At 73.3% G+C, this 22,952-nt stretch carries 20 protein-coding genes; 17 read left to right on the top strand and 3 right to left on the bottom strand.

What is annotated here, in order from left to right; all coding sequences use genetic code 11:
* Positions 1-42: 42 nt before the first annotated feature.
* Positions 43-1,068: an ATP-dependent 6-phosphofructokinase gene (locus AB0P03_RS28085; RefSeq protein ID WP_363626126.1), complete on the top strand. Its 1,026-nt coding sequence runs from the start codon at positions 43-45 to the stop codon at positions 1,066-1,068.
* Between the two features lie 65 nt (positions 1,069-1,133).
* The gene (gene thiD / locus AB0P03_RS28080) at positions 1,134-1,979 is read left to right on the top strand and encodes a bifunctional hydroxymethylpyrimidine kinase/phosphomethylpyrimidine kinase (protein ID WP_363585720.1); all 846 of its coding nucleotides are present in this window, start codon (positions 1,134-1,136) and stop codon (positions 1,977-1,979) included.
* 177 nt (positions 1,980-2,156) lie between these two features.
* Here thiD and rpmB read toward each other — a convergent pair whose 3' ends face one another.
* Positions 2,157-2,342 carry a 50S ribosomal protein L28 gene (gene rpmB / locus AB0P03_RS28075; protein WP_014138233.1) on the bottom strand — a complete coding sequence of 62 codons (186 nt, stop codon included), beginning with the start codon at positions 2,340-2,342 and terminating at the stop codon, positions 2,157-2,159.
* Between the two features lie 299 nt (positions 2,343-2,641).
* Here rpmB and AB0P03_RS28070 point away from each other — a divergent pair, with 299 nt between their 5' ends.
* From AB0P03_RS28070 to mutM, 10 genes are all read left to right on the top strand, one after another.
* Positions 2,642-4,273 (top strand): DAK2 domain-containing protein, encoded by a 1,632-nt coding sequence (locus tag AB0P03_RS28070; RefSeq protein WP_363624916.1) that lies wholly within the window; start codon positions 2,642-2,644, stop codon positions 4,271-4,273.
* A gap of 51 nt (positions 4,274-4,324) precedes the next feature.
* Positions 4,325-6,541, top strand: a complete 2,217-nt coding sequence (recG, locus tag AB0P03_RS28065) for an ATP-dependent DNA helicase RecG (protein WP_363624914.1) — start codon at positions 4,325-4,327, stop codon at positions 6,539-6,541.
* 105 nt (positions 6,542-6,646) lie between these two features.
* The gene (locus AB0P03_RS28060; RefSeq protein ID WP_363585723.1) at positions 6,647-7,180 is read left to right on the top strand and encodes a hypothetical protein; all 534 of its coding nucleotides are present in this window, start codon (positions 6,647-6,649) and stop codon (positions 7,178-7,180) included.
* A gap of 132 nt (positions 7,181-7,312) precedes the next feature.
* Positions 7,313-7,897, top strand: a complete 585-nt coding sequence (rsmD, locus tag AB0P03_RS28055) for a 16S rRNA (guanine(966)-N(2))-methyltransferase RsmD (RefSeq protein ID WP_363585724.1) — start codon at positions 7,313-7,315, stop codon at positions 7,895-7,897.
* A gap of 49 nt (positions 7,898-7,946) precedes the next feature.
* Positions 7,947-8,438 carry a pantetheine-phosphate adenylyltransferase gene (gene coaD / locus AB0P03_RS28050; RefSeq protein ID WP_363585725.1) on the top strand — a complete coding sequence of 164 codons (492 nt, stop codon included), beginning with the start codon at positions 7,947-7,949 and terminating at the stop codon, positions 8,436-8,438.
* Positions 8,439-8,644: 206 nt separating this feature from the next.
* Positions 8,645-9,856, top strand: a complete 1,212-nt coding sequence (locus tag AB0P03_RS28045; protein ID WP_363585726.1) for a cell division initiation protein — start codon at positions 8,645-8,647, stop codon at positions 9,854-9,856.
* 172 nt (positions 9,857-10,028) lie between these two features.
* A complete protein-coding gene (locus tag AB0P03_RS28040; RefSeq protein ID WP_063347695.1) occupies positions 10,029-10,673 on the top strand; it encodes a DUF177 domain-containing protein in 645 nt (214 codons plus the stop codon).
* 2 nt (positions 10,674-10,675) lie between these two features.
* On the top strand, positions 10,676-10,849 hold the full coding sequence (gene rpmF / locus AB0P03_RS28035) for a 50S ribosomal protein L32 (RefSeq protein WP_030056747.1): 174 nt from the start codon (positions 10,676-10,678) through the stop codon (positions 10,847-10,849).
* A gap of 20 nt (positions 10,850-10,869) precedes the next feature.
* Positions 10,870-11,661 (top strand): ribonuclease III, encoded by a 792-nt coding sequence (rnc, locus tag AB0P03_RS28030; RefSeq protein ID WP_350882931.1) that lies wholly within the window; start codon positions 10,870-10,872, stop codon positions 11,659-11,661.
* Positions 11,662-11,712: 51 nt separating this feature from the next.
* Positions 11,713-12,591: a bifunctional DNA-formamidopyrimidine glycosylase/DNA-(apurinic or apyrimidinic site) lyase gene (gene mutM / locus AB0P03_RS28025; protein WP_363631492.1), complete on the top strand. Its 879-nt coding sequence runs from the start codon at positions 11,713-11,715 to the stop codon at positions 12,589-12,591.
* Positions 12,592-12,622: 31 nt separating this feature from the next.
* Here the strand turns inward: mutM and AB0P03_RS28020 are convergent, their stop codons facing one another.
* On the bottom strand, positions 12,623-13,543 hold the full coding sequence (locus AB0P03_RS28020) for a hypothetical protein (RefSeq protein ID WP_363585728.1): 921 nt from the start codon (positions 13,541-13,543) through the stop codon (positions 12,623-12,625).
* A gap of 293 nt (positions 13,544-13,836) precedes the next feature.
* Between AB0P03_RS28020 and AB0P03_RS28015 the strand changes: the two genes are divergently transcribed.
* The 5 genes from AB0P03_RS28015 to ftsY all read left to right on the top strand — a co-directional run bounded on the left by AB0P03_RS28015 (position 13,837) and on the right by ftsY (position 21,526).
* Positions 13,837-15,180, top strand: coding sequence for a hypothetical protein (locus tag AB0P03_RS28015; protein ID WP_363631491.1), 1,344 nt, complete (start codon positions 13,837-13,839; stop codon positions 15,178-15,180).
* Positions 15,181-15,301: 121 nt separating this feature from the next.
* The gene (locus tag AB0P03_RS28010; RefSeq protein ID WP_350882923.1) at positions 15,302-15,601 is read left to right on the top strand and encodes an acylphosphatase; all 300 of its coding nucleotides are present in this window, start codon (positions 15,302-15,304) and stop codon (positions 15,599-15,601) included.
* Positions 15,602-16,003: 402 nt separating this feature from the next.
* Positions 16,004-16,207: a hypothetical protein gene (locus AB0P03_RS28005; protein ID WP_063347689.1), complete on the top strand. Its 204-nt coding sequence runs from the start codon at positions 16,004-16,006 to the stop codon at positions 16,205-16,207.
* A gap of 190 nt (positions 16,208-16,397) precedes the next feature.
* Entirely contained in the window at positions 16,398-20,048 is a 3,651-nt protein-coding gene (gene smc, locus AB0P03_RS28000) for a chromosome segregation protein SMC (protein ID WP_363631490.1), read from the top strand.
* Between the two features lie 239 nt (positions 20,049-20,287).
* Positions 20,288-21,526 (top strand): signal recognition particle-docking protein FtsY, encoded by a 1,239-nt coding sequence (gene ftsY / locus AB0P03_RS27995; protein WP_363631488.1) that lies wholly within the window; start codon positions 20,288-20,290, stop codon positions 21,524-21,526.
* 177 nt (positions 21,527-21,703) lie between these two features.
* Here the strand turns inward: ftsY and AB0P03_RS27990 are convergent, their stop codons facing one another.
* Entirely contained in the window at positions 21,704-22,381 is a 678-nt protein-coding gene (locus AB0P03_RS27990) for a bifunctional DNA primase/polymerase (RefSeq protein WP_363585732.1), read from the bottom strand.
* Positions 22,382-22,952: the final 571 nt, after the last annotated feature.

Here is a 22,952-nt window from a genome sequence, read left to right as displayed (position 1 = left end):
TGTGGGTGGTCTGAACCACTGCGAGCGGGAGCGCACCCAGTCATGCGTATCGGTGTACTGACCAGCGGCGGCGACTGCCCCGGCCTCAACGCGGTGATCCGCTCCGTCGTGCACCGGGGCACGGACGTGCACGGCGACGAGATCGTCGGCATCCTGGACGGCTTCCTCGGCCTGATCGAAGGCCGCACCCGGCCGGTCTCGCACGACGACGTCACCGGCCTGCTCACCCTCGGCGGCACCGTCCTGGGCTCCGCCCGGGTGCAGCGCGAGCGGATCTCCTGGGCGGTGGAGAACGCGAGGACGCTGGCCCGGGACATCGGCATCGACGCGCTCATCGCGATCGGCGGCGAGGGCACGCTGACCGCCGCCAGGCTGTTCAGCGACGCCGGACTGCCGGTCGTCGGGGTGCCCAAGACCATCGACAACGACATCAACGCCACCGACGCCACCTTCGGCTTCGACACCGCGGTGCACGTCGCGACCGAGGCGATCGACCGGCTCAAGACCACCGCGGAATCCCACCAGCGCGTCATGGTCGTCGAGTTGATGGGCCGTCACACCGGCTGGATCACCCTCACCGCGGGCATGGCCGGCGGCGCGCACGGCATCCTCATCCCGGAGAAGCCCTTCGACATCGAGGCGGTGGCCCGGATGGTCGACGACCGCTTCGACCGCGGCAAGAAGTTCGCCATCATCGCCGTCGCGGAGGGCGCCGCCCCGATGCCCGGCACCATGCGCTTCGACCACGGCGAGGTCGACCAGTACGGCCACCGGACCTTCGGCGGGATCGGCAACCGGCTCGCCCACGAACTGGAGAACCTGCTCGGCAAGGAGGCCCGCCCGGTCATCCTCGGGCACACCCAGCGCGGCGGCACCCCGACCGCCCGGGACCGCGTGCTCGCCACCCGCTTCGGCTGGCACGCCGTCGAGGCCGTCCACCAGGGCGCGTTCGGCCACTTCACCGCGCTGCGCCGGACCGGGATCGAGCTGGTGCCGATCGCCGACGCGGTGACCAGGCTGAAGACGGTGCCGGAGGACCGTTGGGTGGAGTCCGAGGCCGTGCTCTGAGGCCGTGCTCTGGTCGCGCGCAGGTAGGGTGCCGCGCTCCGAACGCGCGCAGGTAGGTTGACCTCATGGCCCACCCGTCTCCCACCCCCGCCCCTGGCCGACGCGCTGCGCGCGGCCCCTCCACCGCCCCTCCCCGCGTGCTCACCGTCGCCGGCTCCGACTCCGGCGGTGGCGCCGGCATCCAGGCCGACCTCAAGGCGATGCTCGCTCTCGGCGTCCACGGCATGAGCGTGATCACCGCCGTCACCGCGCAGAACTCGCTCGGCGTCCAGGGCTACTGGGAGCTGCCCGCCGAGGCCGTCCGGGCGCAGTTCCGCAGCGTGGTCGACGACATCGGGGTGCAGGCCGTGAAGACCGGCATGCTCGCCTCGATCGAACTGGTCGAGACCGTCTCCGAACTGCTGGCCGGGGTGGACGCCCCGGTGGTCGTCGACCCGGTCGGCGTCTCCAAGCACGGGGACGCCCTGCTGGCCGCCGAGGCCGTCGCCACCGTCCGCGAACGGCTGCTGCCGGTCGCCACCCTGGCCACCCCCAACCTGCACGAAGTGACCCAGCTCACCGGCCGGACGGTCGAGGACGAGGGGCAGATGCTGGACGCCGCCAAGGCGTTGCTCGACCTCGGGCCGCGCTGGGCGCTGGTCAAGGGCGGCCACCTGGAGGGTGAGGCCGCGGACCTGCTCTACGGCGGGCCCGGCGAGGTGCACTGGTACCGGGCGCCGCGCTACGACAACCGGCACACCCACGGCACCGGTTGCACCCTGGCCAGCGCGATCGCGGCCGGGCTGGCCAAGGGCGAGTCGCTGCCGGAGGCGGTCGGCTCGGCCAAGGCCTACATCACCGGCGCGATCGCCGGCGGCTTCGCGCTCGGTGCCGGGATCGGCCCGGTCGACCACGCCTGGCGCTGGCGCTGACCCGGCCGGTGGGCGGGCCCCCGGGCCCGCCCACCACCACGGATGTGGCGGGGAACACGGGTGCGGCGGGAAGCCGGCCGGAAATCAGCGGCCGGAAAGCGCGGCGGAAAAACAGTGAAGCCGGTTCATCCGAGGATGAACCGGCTTCACTGGAGGACCGGCATGCCGGTCTGCGCGTCAGCGCGAGACCTTACCGGCCTTGATGCACGAGGTGCAGACGTTGAGCCGCTTCGGCGTCCGCCCAATCACAGCGCGCACCGTCTGAATGTTGGGGTTCCAACGACGGGGGGTACGGCGGTGCGAGTGGGAGATGCTGTTGCCGAAGCCCGGCCCCTTGCCGCAGACGTCGCAGTTGGCAGCCACAGGAGTCACTCCAAGACTTCAGATCATTTACGTTCGACAACCCCGCTGGACCAGCGGAGCACTCGCGTGAACCTGACCGGACCGAGGGGTGAGCCTGGATTGTTCCAGGCAACCGGAAGAGCATACAACGCCTGTTCCGGTTCAACGAAACTACCATGTCCGGCAGGGTGATCGCTCCGGTCGCCGGTCCGGGCGACCCTCCCCGGCCCCCGATAACCTGCCGGTATCACCCCTCGCCGCGGCCTTGGCCGTGCTGCTGCCCCGCAGGCCGTCGCGGCGTCCCACCCGGAGGAGACCTGGTGCTGCACACGCTCGACGCCCCGGCCGTGCGCACCTGGTGCCAGCTCGCCCTGCGTGCGCTCGGCCAGGCCCGCGAGGAGATCGACGCGCTCAACGTCTATCCCGTCCCGGACGGTGACACCGGCACCAACCTCTACCTGACCGTCGAGTCCGCCGCCGCCGAGGTGGAGAGCCGCTTCGCCGACCCCGCCGCCGACCCGGCCCCCGGCCTGGCCGACACCGCACGGGCGATGGCCCGCGGCGCGCTGGTCGGCGCCCGCGGCAACTCCGGGGTGATCCTCGCCCAATGGCTGCGCGGCACCGCCGAGACGCTCGCCGAGGGCGGCGGCGCCGACCAGCTGCGGGCCGCCCTGCAACGGGCCGCCGACTCCGCCTACCAGGCCGTCGCGGAGCCCGTCGAGGGCACCCTGCTGACCGTCGCCCGGGTCGCCGCCCGGGAGGCCGTCCGGGCCGGGGACGGGCTCGCGCAGGTCGCCGACACCGCCTACCGGGCCGCCCGGGACGCGCTGCGGCACACCCCCGAACAGCTCGCCGTGCTGGCCGAGAACGGGGTCGTGGACGCCGGCGGACGCGGCCTGGTCGCCGTGCTCGGCGCGCTCGCCGACGCCGTCGCCGGGCAGCAGCCGATGGGCCCGGTCGCGCTGCGCGGGGACGTCCGGGAGGTCGACAGCTGCGCGGTGCACCTGAGGCCGCCGGGCCCCGGCCACCCCGCGTTCGAGGTGATCTACCTGCTCGACGCGCCCGACGAGGCCCTGCCCGCGCTGCGCGAGCGGCTCGGCGCGCTCGGCGACTCCCTGGTGGTCGGCGGCGGCGACGGCCTGTGGAACGTGCACGTCCACGTGGACGACGCGGGCGCCGCCGTCGAGGCCGGGGTCGAGGCCGGGCGGCCGCACCAGATCCGGATCACGCACTTCGCCGAGGCCGCCGCCCGGGCCGGCAGCGCCGCCGAGCGCGGCGAACGCCGGGACCGGGCCCGCGCGGTGCTCTGCGTGGTGTCCGGCGGGGGACTGGCCGAGTTGTGCGAGCAGGCCGGCGCCGTCGCCCTGCACGCCGACCCGGACCGCCCGCCGGCCAGTGCCGAACTCGCCGCCGCCGTGCGCCGCTCGGCCGCCCGCGAGGTCGTCCTGCTGCTCAACGACCCCGAACTGCGCGCCGCCGCCGGGGCCGCCGCCGACCAGCTGCGCGAGGAGGGCGTGCGGATCGCCGTGCTGCCGACCCGCTCGCCGGTGCAGGGCCTGGCGGCGCTCGCGGTGCACGAGGGCGGGCGCCGCTTCGACGAGGACGTGGTCGCCATGACCTCCGCGGCAGGTGCCACCCGGTACGCCGAACTCGCCGTGGCCGAGGGGGAGTCCTGGACGATGGCCGGGGTCTGCCAGGCCGGGGACGTGCTCGGCCTGATCGACGGCGACGTCGCGGTGATCGGCACCGGGCTGGCCGAGGTCGGGGCGAGCGTGCTGGACCGGATGCTCGGCGCGGGCGGCGAACTCGTCACCCTGGTCCTCGGCGAGGGCGCCGACGAGGCGCTCGCCGACCGCCTGGTGGCACACGCCCGGCACCGGCGGCCCGAGGTCGACGCGGTGGTCTTCCACGGCGGCCAGGAGTCCGCGCCGCTGCTCATCGGGGTGGAGTAGGGCACGCCGCGGAGCCCGGAATGTCGGCCCCGTGGTGTAAACAGGGGCCTGATGGGCGCTCTCGATGAACCACTGACCAAACTCGTCGGCGACCGCACCGCGAAGGTGCTCGCCGACAGCCTCAAGCTGCGCACGGTCGGGGACCTGCTGCACCACTATCCGCGCCGCTACGTCGAGCGCGGCCAGCTCACCAGCCTGGACGAGCTGGAGATCGACGAGCACGTCACCGTGCTGGCCCGGATCGAGAAGGTCACCCTGATCCCGTTCCGCGGCCGCAAGGGCGACCGGCTGGAGGTCGTCGTCACCGACGGCCGCAGCCGGCTCTCGCTGGTCTTCTTCAACCAGGGCTGGCGGCAGAAGGAGCTCAAGTCCGGCGCCCAGGGCCTGTTCGCGGGCAAGGTCGGGGTCTTCAACCGCAGCCGCCAGCTGGTCTCGCCGGACTACCAGCTGCTCGACGAGGAGGCCGGGTCGGACGCCGCCCGGCAGTTCGCCGGTCGGCTGATCCCGGTCTACGGCGCCAGCGCGCAGATGCCCAGCTGGAAGCTGTCGATCTGCGTCGAGACGGCCCTCACCAAGCACCTGGGCGACGTCGGCGAGCCACTGCCCGCCGAACTGCGCGAGCGGCACGGGCTGATCCCGCTGCCCGAGGCGCTGGAGCTGATCCACCGCCCGCGCGGCCAGGCCGACCGCGAGCTCGCCCAGAGCCGGCTGCGCTGGGACGAGGCCTTCGTCCTCCAGGTCGCCCTGGCCCAGCGCCGGGCCGCCGAGTCCGCGCTGCCCGCCGTCCCGCGCAGGGCCCGCGCGGGCGGCCTGCTGGACGCCTTCGACGCCCGGCTGCCGTTCACCCTCACCGAGGGCCAGCAGAAGGTGTCCGCCGAGATCGCCGCCGATCTCGCGAGCGAGCACCCGATGCACCGGCTGCTCCAGGGCGAGGTCGGCTCCGGCAAGACCCTGGTCGCGCTGCGCGCCATGCTCGCCGTGGTCGACGCGGGCGGCCAGGCCGTGCTGCTCGCGCCCACCGAGGTGCTGGCCCAGCAGCACCACCGCTCGATCGTCGAGATGATGGGCGACCTGGCGGAGGGCGGCATGCTCGGCGGCTCCGACCTCGGCACCCGGGTGGTGCTGCTGACCGGCTCCATGGGCGTCCCGGCCCGCCGCCAGGCGCTGCTCGACATGGCCTGCGGAGACGCGGGCATCGCCATCGGCACCCACGCGCTGATCGAGGACAAGGTCCAGTTCCAGGACCTCGGCCTGGTCGTGGTCGACGAGCAGCACCGCTTCGGCGTCGAACAGCGGGACGCCCTGCGCGCCAAGGGCGAACAGCCGCCGCACCTGCTGGTGATGACCGCCACCCCGATCCCGCGCACCGTCGCGATGACCGTCTTCGGGGACTTGGAGACCTCCGTCCTCGACCAGCTGCCGGCCGGCCGCTCGCCGATCTCCACCCACGTCGTCCCCGCGCTGGAGAAGCCCAACTTCCTCACCCGGGCCTGGGAGCGCGTACGCGAGGAGGTCGCCAAGGGCCACCAGGCGTACGTGGTCTGCCCCCGGATCGGGGACGAGGAGCCCGCCGCCGAGCCGAAGAAGAAGCGGAAGGCGGCCGAGGAGGACCTGGAGGACGTCTCCGACGCCGGTGCCGGGAGCGACGAACGGCGGCCCCCGCTCTCGGTGGTGGAGACCGCCGGGAAGCTGGTCGGGGGGCCGTTGCAGGGCCTGCGGGTGGAGATCCTGCACGGCCGGCTGGCCCCGGAGGCCAAGGACGAGGTGATGCGCCGCTTCACGGCCGGCGAGGTGGACGTGCTGGTCGCCACCACCGTCATCGAGGTCGGCGTCAACGTCCCCAACTCCACCGCGATGGTCATCATGGACGCCGACCGCTTCGGTGTCTCCCAGCTCCACCAGCTGCGCGGCCGGGTCGGCCGCGGCAGCGCCGCGGGCCTGTGCCTGCTGGTCAGCGACATGCCCGCGGGCAGCGCCGCCCGGGCCCGGCTGGACGCGGTGGCCGGCACCCTGGACGGCTTCGAGCTGTCCCGGATCGACCTCGAACAGCGCCGCGAGGGCGACGTGCTGGGCCAGGCGCAGTCCGGGGTGAAGTCCTCGCTCAAGGTGCTCTCGGTGCTGGAGGACGAGGAGGTCATCCTCACCGCCCGGACGGAGGCCACCCGGCTGGTCGCCGAGGACCGCGAGCTGACCGCCCACCCGGAGCTGCGCACCGCGCTGGAGAGCCTGCTCGACGAGGACCGCGCGGCCTACATGGAGAAGGGCTGAGCGGCCGCCGCCGGCCCCGGAATTGTCAGACCCCCGCGAGAGAATGAAGGTGTTCAGGGCGCACCCCCAAGGTGCGTACCTGGCACGACATTTGGGGGTCCTGCCATGGCATTCCGTCATCTCAACGAGCTCCCGCTGGGCGACAAGGTCTTCCGGATCGAACTCGCCAGCGACGACGACCGCGAGGTCACCCTCACCCTGACCGGCTGGCGCGAGGGGGCGGCCGCCCAGCCGCTCGCCTCGGGCAAGCTCCGCCTGCCGGTCGAGGACGTCGCCTCGCTGCGGATCGCGCTCAACCGCGCGCTGCGGGCGCTGGCGATCGTCGCCGACGTCTCCGAGCCCATCCCCGACCGTGACGTGCTGCGCGAGCTGTACCCCGGCCACGGCGCCCCCTGGGTCCCGCAGCACGAGGAGGAGCTGGTCCGGCGCTTCCACGACGGCGAGACCGTCGCCCGGATCGCCGCCCGCTTCGGCCGCACCCCCGACTCCGTCCGCACCAAGCTGCGCGAGCTCGGGCACGACCCGCGCCGCCCCGAGTTCTGCCCGCCCGACGGCTGCCTGTCCTGGTCCCGCTACGCCTCGCCGGCGCTGCTCGGCGCGGCCGTCCCGACCCCGCCGGCGGGCTCCGAGGCGAGCTGAGACGCGCCCCGGGGCCGGCTGAGGCGGGCTCCGGGGCGGGCTGAGCCGTGACCCGGGGGCCCCACCGATCCGTCGGTGGGGCCTCGACCCGTATAGCGTGGTCGGGCAGCGACGAAAGGACCTTCCCCCACCATGACCCGCGTGATCGCCGGGCTGGCCGGCGGCCGCCGGCTGGCCGTACCGCCAGGCCGGGGCACCCGCCCGACCTCCGACAAGGCCCGTGAGGCGATGTTCTCCACCCTGGAGGCGCTGCGCGGCACCCTGCACGGGATCCGGATGCTCGACCTGTTCGGTGGATCGGGCGCGGTCGGCCTGGAAGCGCTGTCGCGCGGCGCCGAGCACGTCCTGCTGGTCGAGGCGGACGGCCAGGCGGCCCGGGTGATCCGGGAGAACGTCCGCACGATCGGCCTGCCGGGCGTGGAGGTGAAGGCCGCCAGGGCCGAGCAGGTGATCGCGGGCCCGCCCCCGCAGACCCCGTACGACCTGGTCTTCCTCGACCCGCCGTACGCCGTGACGGACGACGAGCTGCGCGAGATGCTGATCACACTCCTGGCCGGGGGCTGGCTCGCGGAGGACGCACTCGTCACCGTGGAGCGCAGCACCCGTGGCGGCGACTTCGGCTGGCCCGAGGGCTTCGAGGTGCTGCGCTCGCGCCGCTACGGCGAGGGCACGCTCTGGTACGGTCGCGCCGCCGCCGAGACCAGTCAGCACGAGTAGCGGGCCGAGGCCCGCAGCAGCCGTCACCCCACGAGGGAGCACCCACGCCATGCGCCGCGCCGTCTGTCCCGGTTCGTTCGACCCGATCACCAACGGTCATCTCGACATCATCGGGCGGGCCTCGAAGCTGTACGACGTCGTGCATGTCACGGTCCTGATCAACCGCAACAAGCAGGGCATGTTCAGCGTCGAGGAGCGGATGGGCCTGATCGAGGAGGTCACCGCGGACTTCGGGAACGTGGTGGTCGAGTCGTACCACGGCCTGCTGGTGGACTTCTGCCGGGAGCGCGGGATCCCCGCGATCATCAAGGGCCTGCGCGCGGTCAGCGACTTCGACTACGAGTTGCAGATGGCCCAGATGAACCACGGCCTGTCCGGGGTGGAGACGCTGTTCGTGCCGACCTCCCCGACGTACAGCTTCCTCTCCTCGACGCTGGTCAAGGAGGTCGCCTCGTACGGCGGGGACGTCTCCCACCTGCTGCCGGAGACGGTGCACCGGCGGCTGGTCGAGCGGATCGCGGAGCGCAGGGCCCAGCAGTAGGCGGGAGCGTCGGCATCGCGGGGCGGGCGTCCGTTTCTGCTGGTTCGTCATGACTTGTCCGATGCCCGGTCGACCGGTTCGGCTCGGGCGTTGTGACCACGCCGCGCGGTGGCCGTACAGTCTGTATTCCTGCCCCTGCGGTGAGGTTCACCGCGTCGGGCCTGCCTCCGCCGGACCGTCGGCGGCACACGGAAAGACGAAGCCCCGTGGACGTGCAGAACAAGGTCGACGAGATCGTCGCGGCGGTCGAGAACGCCCGCTCGATGCCGATGTCGGCCTCCTGCGTGGTGAACCGGGCCGAACTGATCGGCCTGCTCAACGCCCTCAAGGCGGAGCTGCCCGCCGAACTCGCCCAGGCCCAGTCGATGATGGCCGACCACGAGCAGGTGGTGGCCGGGGCCCAGGCCGAGGCCGACCGGATCATCCAGGGTGCGCACGCCGAGCGCGGCTCGCTGATCTCGGACACCGAGGTGGTCCGCCGGGCCCAGGCCGAGGCCGACCGGATCCTCGCCGAGGCCCGTGGCGAGACCGAGGCCAAGCGTGCCGAGGCCGACGACTACGTGGACAGCAAGCTCGCCAACTTCGAGGTCGTGCTGACCAAGACGCTCGGCGCCGTCGGCCGCGGCCGGACCAAGCTGCGCGGTGACTCCAGCGTCTTCGAGACCGAATTCGACGGCGAGACGGACGGCGAGGAGTTCCAGCCGCAGCGGATCACCCCCAGCCCCGAGGTCGACGAGTACGTCGATGTGAAGCTCGCCACGCTGGAGAACGTCCTCAGCGCCACCCTGGAGGCCGTCGGCAAGGGCCGCGACAAGCTGCTCGGCAAGCGGCCGATCGACGAGCTGGGCGCCTACCTGGCCGCAGCCGACGAGGCGCAGCAGGCCAAGGAGCGCGCCGAGGCGGTGGCCGCCGGCTTCGCCACCGACGCCGAAGCCAACGGCGACGACATCGCCTGGTACCGCGAGGACGTCCCGCAGCAGCAGACCTGGCCGGAGCAGACTCCGGCCGCGGCGGGCTGGCAGGCCCCCGGCGTCGACCAGTACGCGGCCGCCCAGCAGCAGGGCGGGCAGCAGCAGGGGCAGTACGCCGAGGTGTACGCCGGCGGCTACGACCCGGCCGGCCAGGGCGACCCGTACGGTGCCCAGTGGGGGCACCAGCAGCAGGGCGCCGCGGACGGCTACCCGCAGCAGCAGCACCCGGACTACGCGGCCCAGCAGCAGCACGGGGACTACGGCTATCCGCAGCAGCAGCAGCCGGGTTACGGCGCGCAGCAGTACGACGCCTACACCTACCCGCAGCAGCCCGCCGCCCCGCCGGCGGTGCCGCAACAGCAGCAGCAGCCGGGTCTGGACGAGACCAGCTTCTTCGACACCAGCATGATCGACATGACCCGGCTCCGGGAGCTGGGCGGCCGCTGAGCCGGCCCCGCGCGGGCCCGGCGGAAGCTCCTGACGGGAGCGAAGTTGGGCCTGGCGGGAGACTCCGGTAGGCTGACCACTCCGGCCTTTTCGTGTCGGACTGTCGGCTTGCCCGCGCACCGTTGGTGCGGTGGCACCGCGATCGAAGATTCCCCATGGAAGTCAGGACACCTTGAACCGCCTCGACCACCGCGACCCCCTCGTGTTCGACACGCACGAGCTGGGACGTCGCCCGGGCTCGCTGCGCAAGGTGTCCCGCACTCTGGAGGCCCCCGCGGGCCTGGGGATCATCGACGTGATCGGCGTCCCCGAGAAGAGCGAGCTCCGGCTGGAGCTCCGCCTGGAGTCCGTGGTCGAGGGCGTGCTGGTCACCGGCACCGCCGAGGCCCAGGTCGAGGGCGAGTGCGCCCGGTGCCTGGAGCCCGTCGAGGACGACCTCGACGTCGACTTCCAGGAGCTGTACTACTACCCGGAGTCCGACGAGCGTCACCGCGCCCGGACCGCCGGGGCCGAGGACCTCGACGAGGACTCGGAAGAAGATACTTACCGCCTGGAGGGCGACTTCTTCGACCTCCAGCCGGTGCTGCGTGACGCGGTGGTGCTCGCACTGCCGCTGCAGCCGGTGTGCCAGGAAGACTGCCTGGGTCTGTGCTCCGAGTGCGGAGCGCGCCTGAGCGACGACCCGACGCACCACCACGACGCCGCCGACCCCCGGTGGGCGGCTCTGCAGGGACTCTCCGCCGCCCCCGGCGACGAGGGTGACGGGATCAAGAACAGCGACACCCGTGAGGGTCTCGCCGAGAACCAGGAGAAGTAGCCGTGGCTGTTCCGAAGCGGAAGATGTCGCGCAGCAACACGCGCCACCGTCGGTCCAACTGGAAGGCCGTTGTTCCGGCCCTCGTGGCGTGCGACCGCTGCCACGAGCCGAAGCTGGGTCACATCGCGTGCCCGAGCTGCGGCACGTACAACCGTCGCCAGGTCCTCTCGGTCTGATCGGCGGGGTGCACGGATCGATGTCGGACGGTAACTCCACCCGCAAGGCGTCCTCCGCCCCGAAGGGTTCCTCTTCGGGCGGTGGCAAGGCCGGTGGGCCGGCTTCGACCGAATACGACGTCCTGGAAGGGCGCCTCGGGTACACACTCGAGCGCGCCCTTCTGGTGCGTGCCCTGACCCACCGCTCGTACGCGTACGAGAACGGGGGTCTGCCCACCAACGAGCGCCTGGAGTTCCTCGGCGACTCGGTGCTGGGCCTCGTGGTGACCGACACCCTCTACCGCGTCCACCCGGACGTGCCGGAGGGCACGCTCGCCAAGCTGCGCGCCGCGGTGGTGAACTCCCGCGCGCTCGCGGACGTCGGCCGGGGCCTGGAACTCGGCACGTTCATCCGGCTCGGCAAAGGCGAGGAGGGCACCGGCGGCCGCGACAAGTCGTCGATCCTCGCCGACACGGTCGAGGCCGTGATCGGGGCCGTCTACCTGGACCAGGGTCTGGACGCGGCCACCGAGTTCGTCCACCGGCTGTTCGACCCGCTGATCGAGGAGTCCTCCCAGCTGGGCGCCGGCCTGGACTGGAAGACCAGCCTCCAGGAGCTCACCGCCTCGGTGGGCATCGGGGTGCCCGAGTACGTGGTCATGGAGTCCGGTCCGGACCACGAGAAGACCTTCACCGCGGCGGCCCGGGTGGCCGGCGAGGACTTCGGCAGCGGCGTCGGCCGCTCGAAGAAGGAGGCCGAGCAGAAGGCCGCCGAGAGCGCCTGGCGGGCGATCAAGGAGAAGTACGCCGACCGGCTGCCCGCCGGGGCGTGAGGGAGCAGTAGCCTTCCTCCTGCTGATCCCTTCCGCAGGAGGCCTGTTCCCGTGCCCGAACTTCCCGAGGTCGAGGTCGTCCGCCGCGGTCTGGCGAACTGGGTCGCCGGGCGGACCGTCGCCGACGTCCAGGTGCTGCACCCGCGCGCGGTGCGCCGCCAGCCCGCTGGCGCCGCGGACTTCGCCGCCCGGCTGACCGGCACCACCCTCGGCACCGCGCAGCGGCGCGGCAAGTACCTGTGGGTGCCGCTGGCGGGGTCCGGCGCGGGCTTCTCGCTGATCGGCCACCTCGGCATGAGCGGCCAACTCCTCGTCCAGGACCCGTCCGTACCCGACGAGACGCACCTGCGGGTGCGGCTGCGGTTCACCGACGGCGGGCGCGAACTGCGCTTCGTCGACCAGCGGACCTTCGGCGGCCTCGCGGTCGAGGAGGCCGAGGACGGCGACCCGGAGGGCACGCCGCTCTCCATCGCGCACATCGCCCGCGACCCGCTCGACCCGCGCTTCGACGACACCGCCTTCGCGGCCGCGCTGCGGGCCAAGCGCACCACCGTGAAGCGGGCGCTGCTCGACCAGACGCTGATCAGCGGGGTCGGCAACATCTACGCCGACGAGGCGCTCTGGCGCTCCCGGCTGCACTACGACCGCCCGACCGCGACGCTCACCCGCCCGCAGGCCGCCGAACTGCTGGCGAACGCCCGCGAGGTGATGACGGCGGCGCTCGCCGTCGGCGGCACCAGCTTCGACAGCCTGTACGTCAACGTGAACGGCGAGAGCGGCTACTTCTCCCGCGACCTCGACGCGTACGGCCGCGAGCACGAGCCCTGCCGCCGCTGCGGCACCCCGATCCGGCGGGCCGCCTGGATGAACCGCTCCAGCTACTTCTGCCCCCGCTGCCAGCGGGTGCCGCGGGCCCGCAGCGGGGGCTGACAGCGAGGGCTGGAAGCGGGGGCCGGGGAGCTCAGTGCTTGGCGAGTTCCGGCTGGTCGGCGGCCGCCTCGCCGGGGGAGCCGTGGGTGTCCTGGCCGAAGTAGGCGACCCCGACCGCGGACACCACCGCGAGCAGGAAGCCGACCACGCCGAGCCAGCCCAGGCCGGACTTGGAGGAGTCGCCGAGCCAGAGCACGCCGATCGCGCCGGGCAGCACCGTCTCGCCGACCACCAGCGCCGCCGTCGCGCCGTTCACCGAGCCGATCTGCAGCGCCACGGTGTGCACGTACATGCCGCCGAGGCCGCCGACCAGGATCGCGTACAGCGCCGGGTCGGAGAGCAGCTTGGCGACGTCGAACGGGTCGATGCCGTTCAGGATGCGCACGCCGACGCCCAGCGCGCCGAAGCCCAGGCCGGAGAGCAGGCCGGCGACGATCGCGCCCTTGGAGCCCATCCGCCGCACCAGCAGGCCGCCGCCGACCAGCAGCACGGTGGTGACCAGCAGCAGGCCCCAGTGGAAGGACATCGACGCGTGGTGGCCGCCCTCCGGGCCGGCCGAGACGGCCAGCAGCACCAGCGCCGAGCAGAGCACGCCGATCGAGGCCCACTCCAGTTGCTTGAGCCGGATGCCGAGCAGCTTGATGCTCAGCACCGCGGTGATCACCAGGTTGGCGCTGATGATGGTCTGCGAGAGGAACAGCGGCAGCAGCCGCGCGGCCAGCGCGCCCAGCCCGAAGCCGATCAGGTCGAGCACCGTGCCGACGATGAACTCCCAGGTGACGGCAGCCTTCGCGGTGGAGGACAGGCTCGGCCCGCCGTGCTCGGTGGTGGCGCCGGCGGCGCCCTTGGCGGCCTCCTCGCGCGCGGAACGACGGGATCCGACGGCCTGGAGGACTGAGCCGGTGCCGTAGCAGGCGGATGCCGCCACGGCGGTGACGAGGCCGATGATCACCGGGTGCTCCGATCGGGAGATGGGTCAAGAACAGGTAATGGGACCAGTGGTCCGGGACCACTATGCCCGTCCGCGCGGTACGGTCGGCGCACCGCCCGGAACACCCTGGGCCCGCCGGGACGTACGTCCGGGCGCCGGCCGCAGTTCCCGCGCACCACCCGCATCAGGGGCGAGTGGGGGAAACATCATCCCCGAGGAGGGGCGCGGCCCCGGCGGTCGGCGGGGAATCCTGTCACTACCAGTATGCGAAGGGTATGCCGTGCCTCGACGCCCGTCGGGGTAGCGTCGAGGGCATGAGAACCCTTGCACGACGTTCCCGGGGCGCCGGGCCGCTTGCCCTGGTGGCGGCGCTGCTGGGGCTGCTGCTCCTGCTCGCACCGACGGCCTCGGCCGCGGGCGGGCTGGACGACGCGGCCTCCACCCTGAAGCAGGGTCGGGTCTACGTCGACCCGGCGATGACCAGCCGATTCAGCCAGAGCCAGGCCGACGCCCTGACCGAGAAGATCAAGAAGGCCGACAAGCCGATCTTCGTCGCGGTCGTCCCGGCCAGCGCCCCCTACGGCGAGCGGACCGTCTTCAACGACCTGCGCACCAAGGTCGGCATCGACGGTGCCTACGCGATCTGGCGCGGTGACCAGTTCGCGGCCAAGGCAGACCGCGGCGCGATGTCGCAGGGCAGTGCCGAGCGGATCGCCGGCGCCGCCTTCCGCTCCCACAACGGCGACATCGACGCCACCCTGAACGAGTTCGTCGACAGCGCCGCCCCGCAGGCCAAGGGCACCGGGGTGAACCACAGCACCTCGATCGCCTGGGTGGTCATCCCGGTCGTGCTGCTCGCGCTGGCCGGTGCCGGCGTCTTCCTCCTCTTCCGCCGCGCCAAGACGCGCAAGGAGGAGCAGGCCCGGGCCGAGCTGGAGCAACTGCGCCGGGTGGTCGACGAGGACATCACCGCCTTCGGCGAGGAACTGGACCGGCTCGACTTCAACCCGGCCGCGACCGGCGCCGACGACACCCAGCGCACCGACTACACCCACGCCCTGGACTCGTACGAGAAGGCCAAGCGGCTGATGGACGAGGCCAAGCGGCCGGACGACGTCAAGCCGGTCACCGAGGCGCTGGAGGACGGCCGGTTCGCGCTGGCCACCCTGGCCGCCCGGCGGGAGAAGCGCCCGGTGCCCGAGCGCCGTCCCCCGTGCTTCTTCGACCCGCGCCACGGCCCGTCGGTCAAGGACGTCGATTGGGCCCCGGCCGACGGCGCCGCCCGCACCGTCCCGGTCTGCCGGTCCGACGCGGACCGGCTGGCCTCCGGCCTCGACCCGGCCATCCGTACCGTCGAGACCGAGCACGGCCCGCAGCCGTACTGGAACGCCGGCCCGGCCTACGCCCCCTGGGCGGGCGGTTACTTCGGCGGATTCGGCGGCGGCCTGCTGCCGGGCCTGCTGGTCGGCACCATGCTCGGCTCGATGATCAGCAGCCCGGCCTACGCCGCGGCGCCGATGATGGACCAGGGCTACCAGGACCAGCACGAGGGCGGCGACTTCACCGGCGCCGACTTCAACTCCTCCGACTTCAGCGGCGGCTTCGGCGACGGCGGCGGATTCGGTGGCGGGGACTTCGGTGGCGGCGGCGACTGGTGACCCGCTGAGCCCCACCGCGACACCCCTGCGGCCCCGCCGGACCTCCTCCGGCGGGGCCGCTCCGCGTGGTCGACGGCCCCGTGGACCTGTGACCGTCCGTCGCGTTGGTTAGGCTCGGGGCATGCACGGTCGCGACGCCCACAGTGAGGAACCGGTCCGGGTGACCGCCTGGGTCCGGGGGAAGGTCCAGCAGGTCGGGTTCCGCTGGTGGACCAGGGCACGGGCGCTGGAGACCGGCCTGACCGGCTACGCGAGCAACCTCGGGGACGGCCGGGTGCAGGTGGTCGCCGAGGGCCTGGCCGCCGACTGCGAACTGCTGCTGGACCTGCTGCGCGGCCCGGACACCCCGGGCGAGGTCAGCGGCGTCACCGAGATCTGGACGGCCGTGGGCCCCGGCTACGAGGGCTTCGAGATCCGCTGAGCCCGGCCACACCCGCGCGGGCCGGAACTGATCCGCAACTGCCGGTGTCATGCGGTTGCCATTCGGGCAGACTCGTGGTTGACTCCGCATCGAACGATGATCCACGAGCAGCTGGTGGACCCGGCCCGAGGCCCCCAGGCGTGACGACACCGCCAGGCAGGTGACAGGGTCGCGGTAGCGTGCGGTGATCGTGTTGACCCTTTCCGTCTTTGGTGAGACGCTGGAAACCCGCGCACACGACCGCGTTTTCCCGGCAGGCGTCTGCCCTCGTGAGCCCAGCTCACGATGGTTGTGCCGTAAGTGCCCAGCCAGCACTACCGGTGACGCGCCGCGCGTGCGTCCCCCTTCCCCCTAGACCTGTACCGTTCCGGTTCGGTCACTCAGCGTGGAGGACCATTCATCATGGCAAAGGCGCTTCTCGGGTACGTCGGCGGCCCCGACCCGCGAATGCTCTCCGAGATGCGACGGCTTCAGCAGCGCGTCCAGGACCTTGAATCCGAGCTCCTTCGGATGCAGGCCGAGAACGACGCGCTCGCCGCTGTCGCTGACGGGCACTCGCTGCTCAACAGCATCGATCTGGATCAGCGGGAGCCGGCTCTCACCTGAGTCCCGCCCGGTCCTCGCAGATCGACGCCGCTGTGCACTGAGCCGCTCCGAAAGGGACGCAGCTTGCAAGGGACGCCCGGTTGTGGCGTCCCTTCGTCGTGTCCGGGCCCGGGGCTCGCGGCCCGCCGGGGATACAGTCGCCGTTGACGACAGGCCCTGGGCCCTGGCGAGCGACGAGGAGACCGGCCGCGTGCACCTGAAGAGTCTGACGCTGCGCGGGTTCAAGTCCTTCGCCTCCAGCACCACCCTGCGCTTCGAGCCCGGCATCACCTGCGTGGTCGGCCCGAACGGCTCCGGCAAGTCGAACGTCGTCGACGCGCTGTCCTGGGTGATGGGGGAGCAGGGCGCCAAGTCGCTGCGCGGCGGCAAGATGGAGGACGTCATCTTCGCCGGGACCAGCGGGCGCGCCCCGCTCGGCCGGGCCGAGGTCAGCCTCACCATCGACAACGCCGACGGCGCCCTGCCGATCGACTACTCCGAGGTGACCATCACCCGGACCATGTTCCGCAACGGCGGCAGCGAGTACGCGCTCAACGGCGAGACCTGCCGCCTGCTGGACATCCAGGAGCTCCTCTCCGACTCCGGCATCGGCCGCGAGATGCACGTCATCGTCGGCCAGGGCCAGCTGGACTCCGTCCTGCACGCCGACCCGATGGGCCGCCGCGCCTTCATCGAGGAGGCGGCCGGCGTCCTCAAGCACCGCAAGCGCAAGGAGAAGGCGCTGCGGAAACTGGACGCGATGCAGGTCAACCTCAACCGCGTCCAGGACCTGGTGGCCGAACTGCGCCGCCAGCTGGGACCGCTCGGCCGGCAGGCCAGGATCGCCCGCCGCGCCGCCGGCATCCAGGCCGACCTGCGCGACGCCCGGCTGCGGCTGCTCGCCGACGACCTGCTGGCCCTCCGGCAGGCCGTCGAGGCCGAGATCGCCGACGAGCTGGCACTGCGGCTGCGCCGCACCACCGTCGAGCAGGAGCTGGCCGGTGTCGTCCAGCGCGAGGCCGTGCTGGAGGCACAGGTCCAGCAGCTCGGCCCGAGCCTGGAGGGCGCCCGGCAGACCTGGTACCGGCTCTCCGCGCTCGCCGAGCGCACCCGCGGCACCATCGGGCTGGCCGAGGCCCGCGCCCGGCACGCCGCCGCGGGCGGGCAGGCCGAGGAGCGGCGCGGCCGCGATCCCGAGGAACTGGAGCGGGAGGCCGCGCGGGTCCGCGAGGACGAGGCCGCGCTGGCCGAGGCGCTGGAGGAGGCGCAGTACGCGCTGGCCGAGGCGGTCGAACGCAGGAGTGGACTGGAGCGCGGGCTGGCCACCGAGGAACGTCGGCTGCGGGACGCCGCCCGGGCCATCGCGGACCGCCGGGAGGGCCTGGCCCGGTTGCAGGGGCAGGCCGCCGCCGCCCGCTCCAAGGCGGCCTCCGCCGAAGCCGAGATCGGCCGGCTGACCGAGGCCGGCGGCGAGGCACTGCTGCGGGCCGAGGCCGCGCAGGCCGAGTACGAGGAGCTCCAGCGGCAAGTCGGCGGCCCCGCCGGGGACGACGAGCGGGCCGAGGCCGCCCACCAGGAGGCCCGGGAGCGGCTCGCCGCCGTCGAACGCGACCTCGCCGCCGCCCGGGAGTCGGCCGGCGCCGCCGAGCGCGAACGGGCCGGGCTCACCGCGCGGCACGAGGCGCTCTCCCTCGGACTGCGCCGCAAGGACGGCACCGGCGCCCTGCTCGACGCGGGGGAGCGGCTGAGCGGACTGCGGGGCCCCGCGGCCGCGCTGCTGCGGATCGCCCCCGGGTACGAGGTGCCGGTGGCGGCGGCGCTCGGTGCGGCCGCCGACGCGATCGCCGTCGACTCGCCCGGCACCGCCGCCGAGGCGCTGCGGCTGCTGCGTGCCGAGGACGCCGGCCGGGCCGCGCTGCTGATCGAGGGTGCCGGCCGGGCCGCGCTGCCGATCGGGGGTGCCGGTGAACCGCTCGCCGGCGTCGGAGAGTTGCCGGAAGGAGCCCGCTGGGCCGCCGAACTCGTCGACGGGCCGGCCGGGTTGGTCGGTGCCGTGCGGGGCCTGCTGGCCCGGGTGGCGGTCGTCGGCACCCTCGACGAGGCGCTGCGGCTGGTCGCCGACCACCCCGGGCTGACCGCCGTCACCGCCGCCGGGGACCGGCTCGGCGCCGACTTCGCGCAGGGCGGCTCCGACGGTGTGCCGAGCCTGCTGGAGATCCGGGCGGCGGTCGAGGAGACCGCCCGGGCGATCACCGAACTCGCCCTCCGTTGCACCGAGTCGGCCGCACGCCTGGCCGAACTCGCCGAGCAGCGGCGGGAGTCGGACGCCGCCGTGGAGCAACTCGCCGAGCAGCGGCGGCGGCAGGAGAAGGAGCGCGCCCAGGTGGCGGGCACGCTCGGCCGCCTCGGCGGGCAGGCCAGGGCCGCCGCCGGCGAGGCCGATCGGCTGTCCGCCGCCGCCGCGCGGGCCGACCAGGGCCTGGCGGAACTCCTCGCCACCGCGGAGGAGTTGGCCGAACGCCTGGCCGCGGCCGAGGACTCGCAGGACTCCGGAGAGGACGAGCCGGACACCGCCGAGCAGCAGCGGCTGGCCGAGGCCGCCACCGGCTCCCGGCAGGCCGAGCTGGAGGCCAGGCTCGCGGTGCGCACCCACGAGGAGCGGGTCCGCGCGCTCGCCGGCCGGGCGGACCAGCTGGACCGGGCCGCCCGCGCCGAGCGCGAGGCGCGTGCCCGGGCCGCCGAGCGCCGCCGACGCGCCGAGCACGACGCCGGGGTGGCGAACGCCGTCGCGGCGGGCGCCCGACAGCTGCTGGCCTGCCTGGAGGTGTCGCTGTCCCGCGCGGACGCCGGGCGGGCGGCGGTCGAGCAGGCGCGCGCCGAGCGCGAGACCGAACTGCGGGCGCACCGCGAGCACGGACGCGGTCTCAAGGAGGAACTGGACAAACTGGTCGACGCCGGCCACCGGGACGAGGTGCTGCGGGCCGAGAAGCGGCTGCGGATCGAGCAGCTGGAGGCCCGGGCGCTGGAGGAGTTCGGCATCGACGGCGGCGAACTGCTCGCCACCTACGGGCCGGACCAGCCCGTCCCGCCGTCGACCCCGGAAGAAGGACGGGAGCCGGGCGAGCCGCGCCCGTACGACCGGGCCGAGCAGGAGAAGCGGCTCAGGGCGGCCGAGAAGGCGTACCAGCAACTGGGCAAGGTCAACCCGCTGGCGCTGGAGGAGTTCGCGGCGCTGGAGGAGCGCCACCAGTTCCTCGGGGAGCAACTGGACGACCTCAAGCGCAGCCGGCGCGACCTGCTGGACATCGTCCGGGAGGTGGACGAACGGGTCGAGCAGCTGTTCGCCTCGGCGTACCACGACACCGCCGCCCAGTTCGAGGGCGTCTTCGCCCGGCTGTTCCCCGGCGGCGAGGGGCGGCTGGTGCTGACCGACCCCGACCACATGCTCACCACCGGCGTCGAGGTGGAGGCCCGCCCGCCGGGCAAGAAGGTCAAGCGGCTGTCGCTGCTGTCCGGCGGCGAGCGCTCGCTGACCGCGGTGGCACTGCTGGTGGCGATCTTCAAGGCCAGGCCCAGTCCGTTCTACGTGATGGACGAGGTGGAGGCGGCGCTCGACGAGACCAACCTGCGCCGGCTGGTCGGGATCATGGAGGAGCTGCGGGAGAGCTCCCAGCTGATCGTGATCACCCACCAGAAGCTGACCATGGAGTCCGCGGACGCCCTCTACGGCGTGACCATGAAGGGCGACGGCATCTCGCAGGTGATCAGCCAGCGGCTGCGCGAGGGGCGCCGGGAGCGAAGGGCGCGCCCGATGCCTCCTCGGCGGCGCGACGAGGCTGTTGTCTCCGGGTCGACAGACTGATCCACCGGCCTGGCCCGGGCAGATGCTCCCGGACGCTCCGATCACGGATACTGGAGCGGTTGTGACTCCTCCCCCTCGCTCGCGAGGGGGCTTCTCGTTCAGCCGTTTGACGACCTCATGACGGCCAAGCCCTGACCGGTGCCGCACGGCACAGCGGTCAGCGTAAGGGAGGCGGCGACGCTCCGTGCGTCGGTGACCGAAGGATCACTCTGTCGTGGGATCCCGAGAAGGAGATTTATGTGGAATACGTGATCCTTGCCGTAGTCATCGCCGTGGTCGCCATCGGCGCGATCGCCGGCCTCGTCGTTTCCGGCAGACGACGCCAGCAACTGCCCCCGAAGTCGCAGTCGCCGGTCATCACGGCGCCGCCGACCACCCCGCAGGAGCCCCAGGTCGGCGAGGAGGCCGCGCCGCCGACCGAGGAGCCCCGCCGCACCGTCGAGGAGGTGCAGCTCCCCGAGACCGAAGCCTCGACCGGAGCCCCGGCCACGGCCCCGACCGAGGTCGAGGTCGAGGCCGCCGAGGCCGAGACGGCACCCGCCGTCGAGGTCCCCGAGCCCACCGCGGGCCGACTGGTCCGGCTGCGCTCCCGGCTCTCCCGCTCGCAGAACTCGCTCGGCAAGGGCCTGCTCTCGCTGCTCTCCCGCGAGCACCTGGACGAGGACACCTGGGAGGAGATCGAGGAGACCCTGCTGACCGCCGACGTCGGCGTGGCCCCCACCCAGGAGCTGGTCGAGCGGCTGCGCACCCGGGTGAAGGTGCTCGGCACCCGGACGCCCGACGAACTGCGCGCGCTGCTGCGCGAGGAGCTCGTCGAGCTGATCGGCAAGGACTCCGACCGCACCGTCCGCTCCACCAAGCACGCGGAGGGGCCGGCCGTGGTCCTGGTGGTCGGCGTCAACGGCGTCGGCAAGACCACCACCACCGGCAAGCTCGCCCGCGTCCTGGTCGCCGACGGCCGCAAGGTGGTGCTCGGCGCCGCCGACACCTTCCGGGCCGCCGCCGCCGACCAGCTGCAGACCTGGGGCGAGCGGGTCGGTGCGCGCACCGTGCGCGGCCCGGAGGGCGGTGACCCGGCCTCGATCGCGTTCGACGCGGTCAAGGAGGGCATCGCCGAGGGCGCCGACACCGTGCTGGTGGACACCGCCGGCCGGCTGCACACCAAGACCGGCCTGATGGACGAGCTGGGCAAGGTCAAGCGGGTCGTCGAGAAGCACGGCCCGGTGGACGAGGTGCTGCTGGTGCTGGACGCCACCACCGGCCAGAACGGCCTGATCCAGGCCCGGGTGTTCGCCGAGGTGGTCGACATCACCGGCATCGTGCTGACCAAGCTGGACGGCACCGCCAAGGGCGGCATCGTGGTCGCGGTCCAGCGCGACCTGGGCGTGCCGGTCAAGCTGGTCGGCCTGGGCGAGGGTGCGGACGACCTGGCGCCGTTCGAGCCGGGCGCGTTCGTGGACGCGCTGATCGGGGACTGAGGCCCCGTACGCACGAAGGGTCCGCTCCGCGAGGGGCGGGCCCTTTCGCGTTGCCGCCCGGGGGCCGGCGGGGTGCCCGGGACCGGAGGAGCGTGCCGAGGCGGAGGAGCGCGCCGAGCTGGAGGGGCGCGCCGAGCTGGAGGGGCGCACGCCGAGACGTGCGGGGCGCGCGGAGGCCTACGAGGCGAGCCAGGCAGGTTCGGCGGTGCGCTCGCGGCCGCGGTGGCAGGCGTAGGCGAGGGTGCCGAGCAGCAGCCGGGCCTCGGGCGGGCAGCCGGCGTTGTCGCGGGTGGGGCGGCGCAGCCAGCGGACCGGGCCGAGCGCGCCGAGCACGGTGGGCGGGGCGGCGACGTAGCTGCCCTCGCCGTGGCAGGTGAGGTCGAGCGCGGCGTCGTCCCAGCCCATCCGGTAGAGCAGGTCGGGCAGTCGGCGGGCGGCGCCGGCGGCGACCAGGAACTGCAGCCGGCCGGTGGGCGGGGCGAGCACCGGGCCGACCTGGGTGCCCATCCGCTCCAGCCGGACCAGCGCCTGTAGTCCGGCCTGCTCGGGGACGTCCAGGACGTCGAAGGCGCGGCCGGTGGGGAAGAGAACCGAGCCCCCGGCGCCCGCTTCCCGGGACCGGTCCTCGCCGCCCGGTACGGGATGCAGGCCGGGTGCGGCGCAGCGGTCGGAGCCGCAGGGACAGCGGGTCGGGGCGGTGGCGGAGCCGGCCGGGGCGCCGGTGGCGACCGTCCAGCCCCAGCGGCCGGTGTACTCCGCGGCGGCTTGGGACGCGGTGACCTTGGTGCGGCGGCGCGCGCCCAGCGGAGTCAACCGCAGGTGTCCCAGTCGAAGTTCGCCGAACAGGTTGTCCATGCCTCCCCCAACAGGTTCCCGTCGCCGATGGTTACGGGATGGTGACTGTGTGTTGATTGTCCGTTGCGTGGTGCGTTGTGCGGTGGCGGCGTGCAGCGCCCGGTGTGCGCCTGTCATGGTGGTGCGCCTCGGGCGCCGCCTTGTGGCTGGCGGCACCGATGCCGGATCGTGGGGTGGGCGAGGCGGCCGCCGATCAGGGTGGGCGTCGAACTCGCCTGTGACTGCGGTGGGTTGCCGGGGCTGCCGGGTTTCGCCGGAGGCCTTGGCGGCCCGCATATGCCGGGCCGTCGGACTTCCTAGTGAAGCGCGTGGGCCGTGGCTTCGGTTCACTCGTGGGGGTGGCGAAAGGTGGCGTTTCGCCAGGGCCGCTCCCGTGGGCGCCGCGCGGGGCATTACGTTCAGCACACGGACGTCATCGTGGAATCGACTCCGGTCCGCCAGGGCGCGGGAGTTGGGAATCTGACGGTCCGTCCGTAACGATGGCACACCAGTGCGAGAGCGTGGTACGGCAACACCTCAGGCACGGTACGTCTGGCAAGGGCCCGAAACCGTCGGGCGTCACGATCGGGGC

The sequence above is a fragment of the Kitasatospora sp. NPDC088779 genome (genome assembly GCF_040685395.1).
GTDB lineage: Bacteria > Actinomycetota > Actinomycetes > Streptomycetales > Streptomycetaceae > Kitasatospora.
This window is presented reverse-complemented; position numbering and strand designations above follow the sequence as displayed.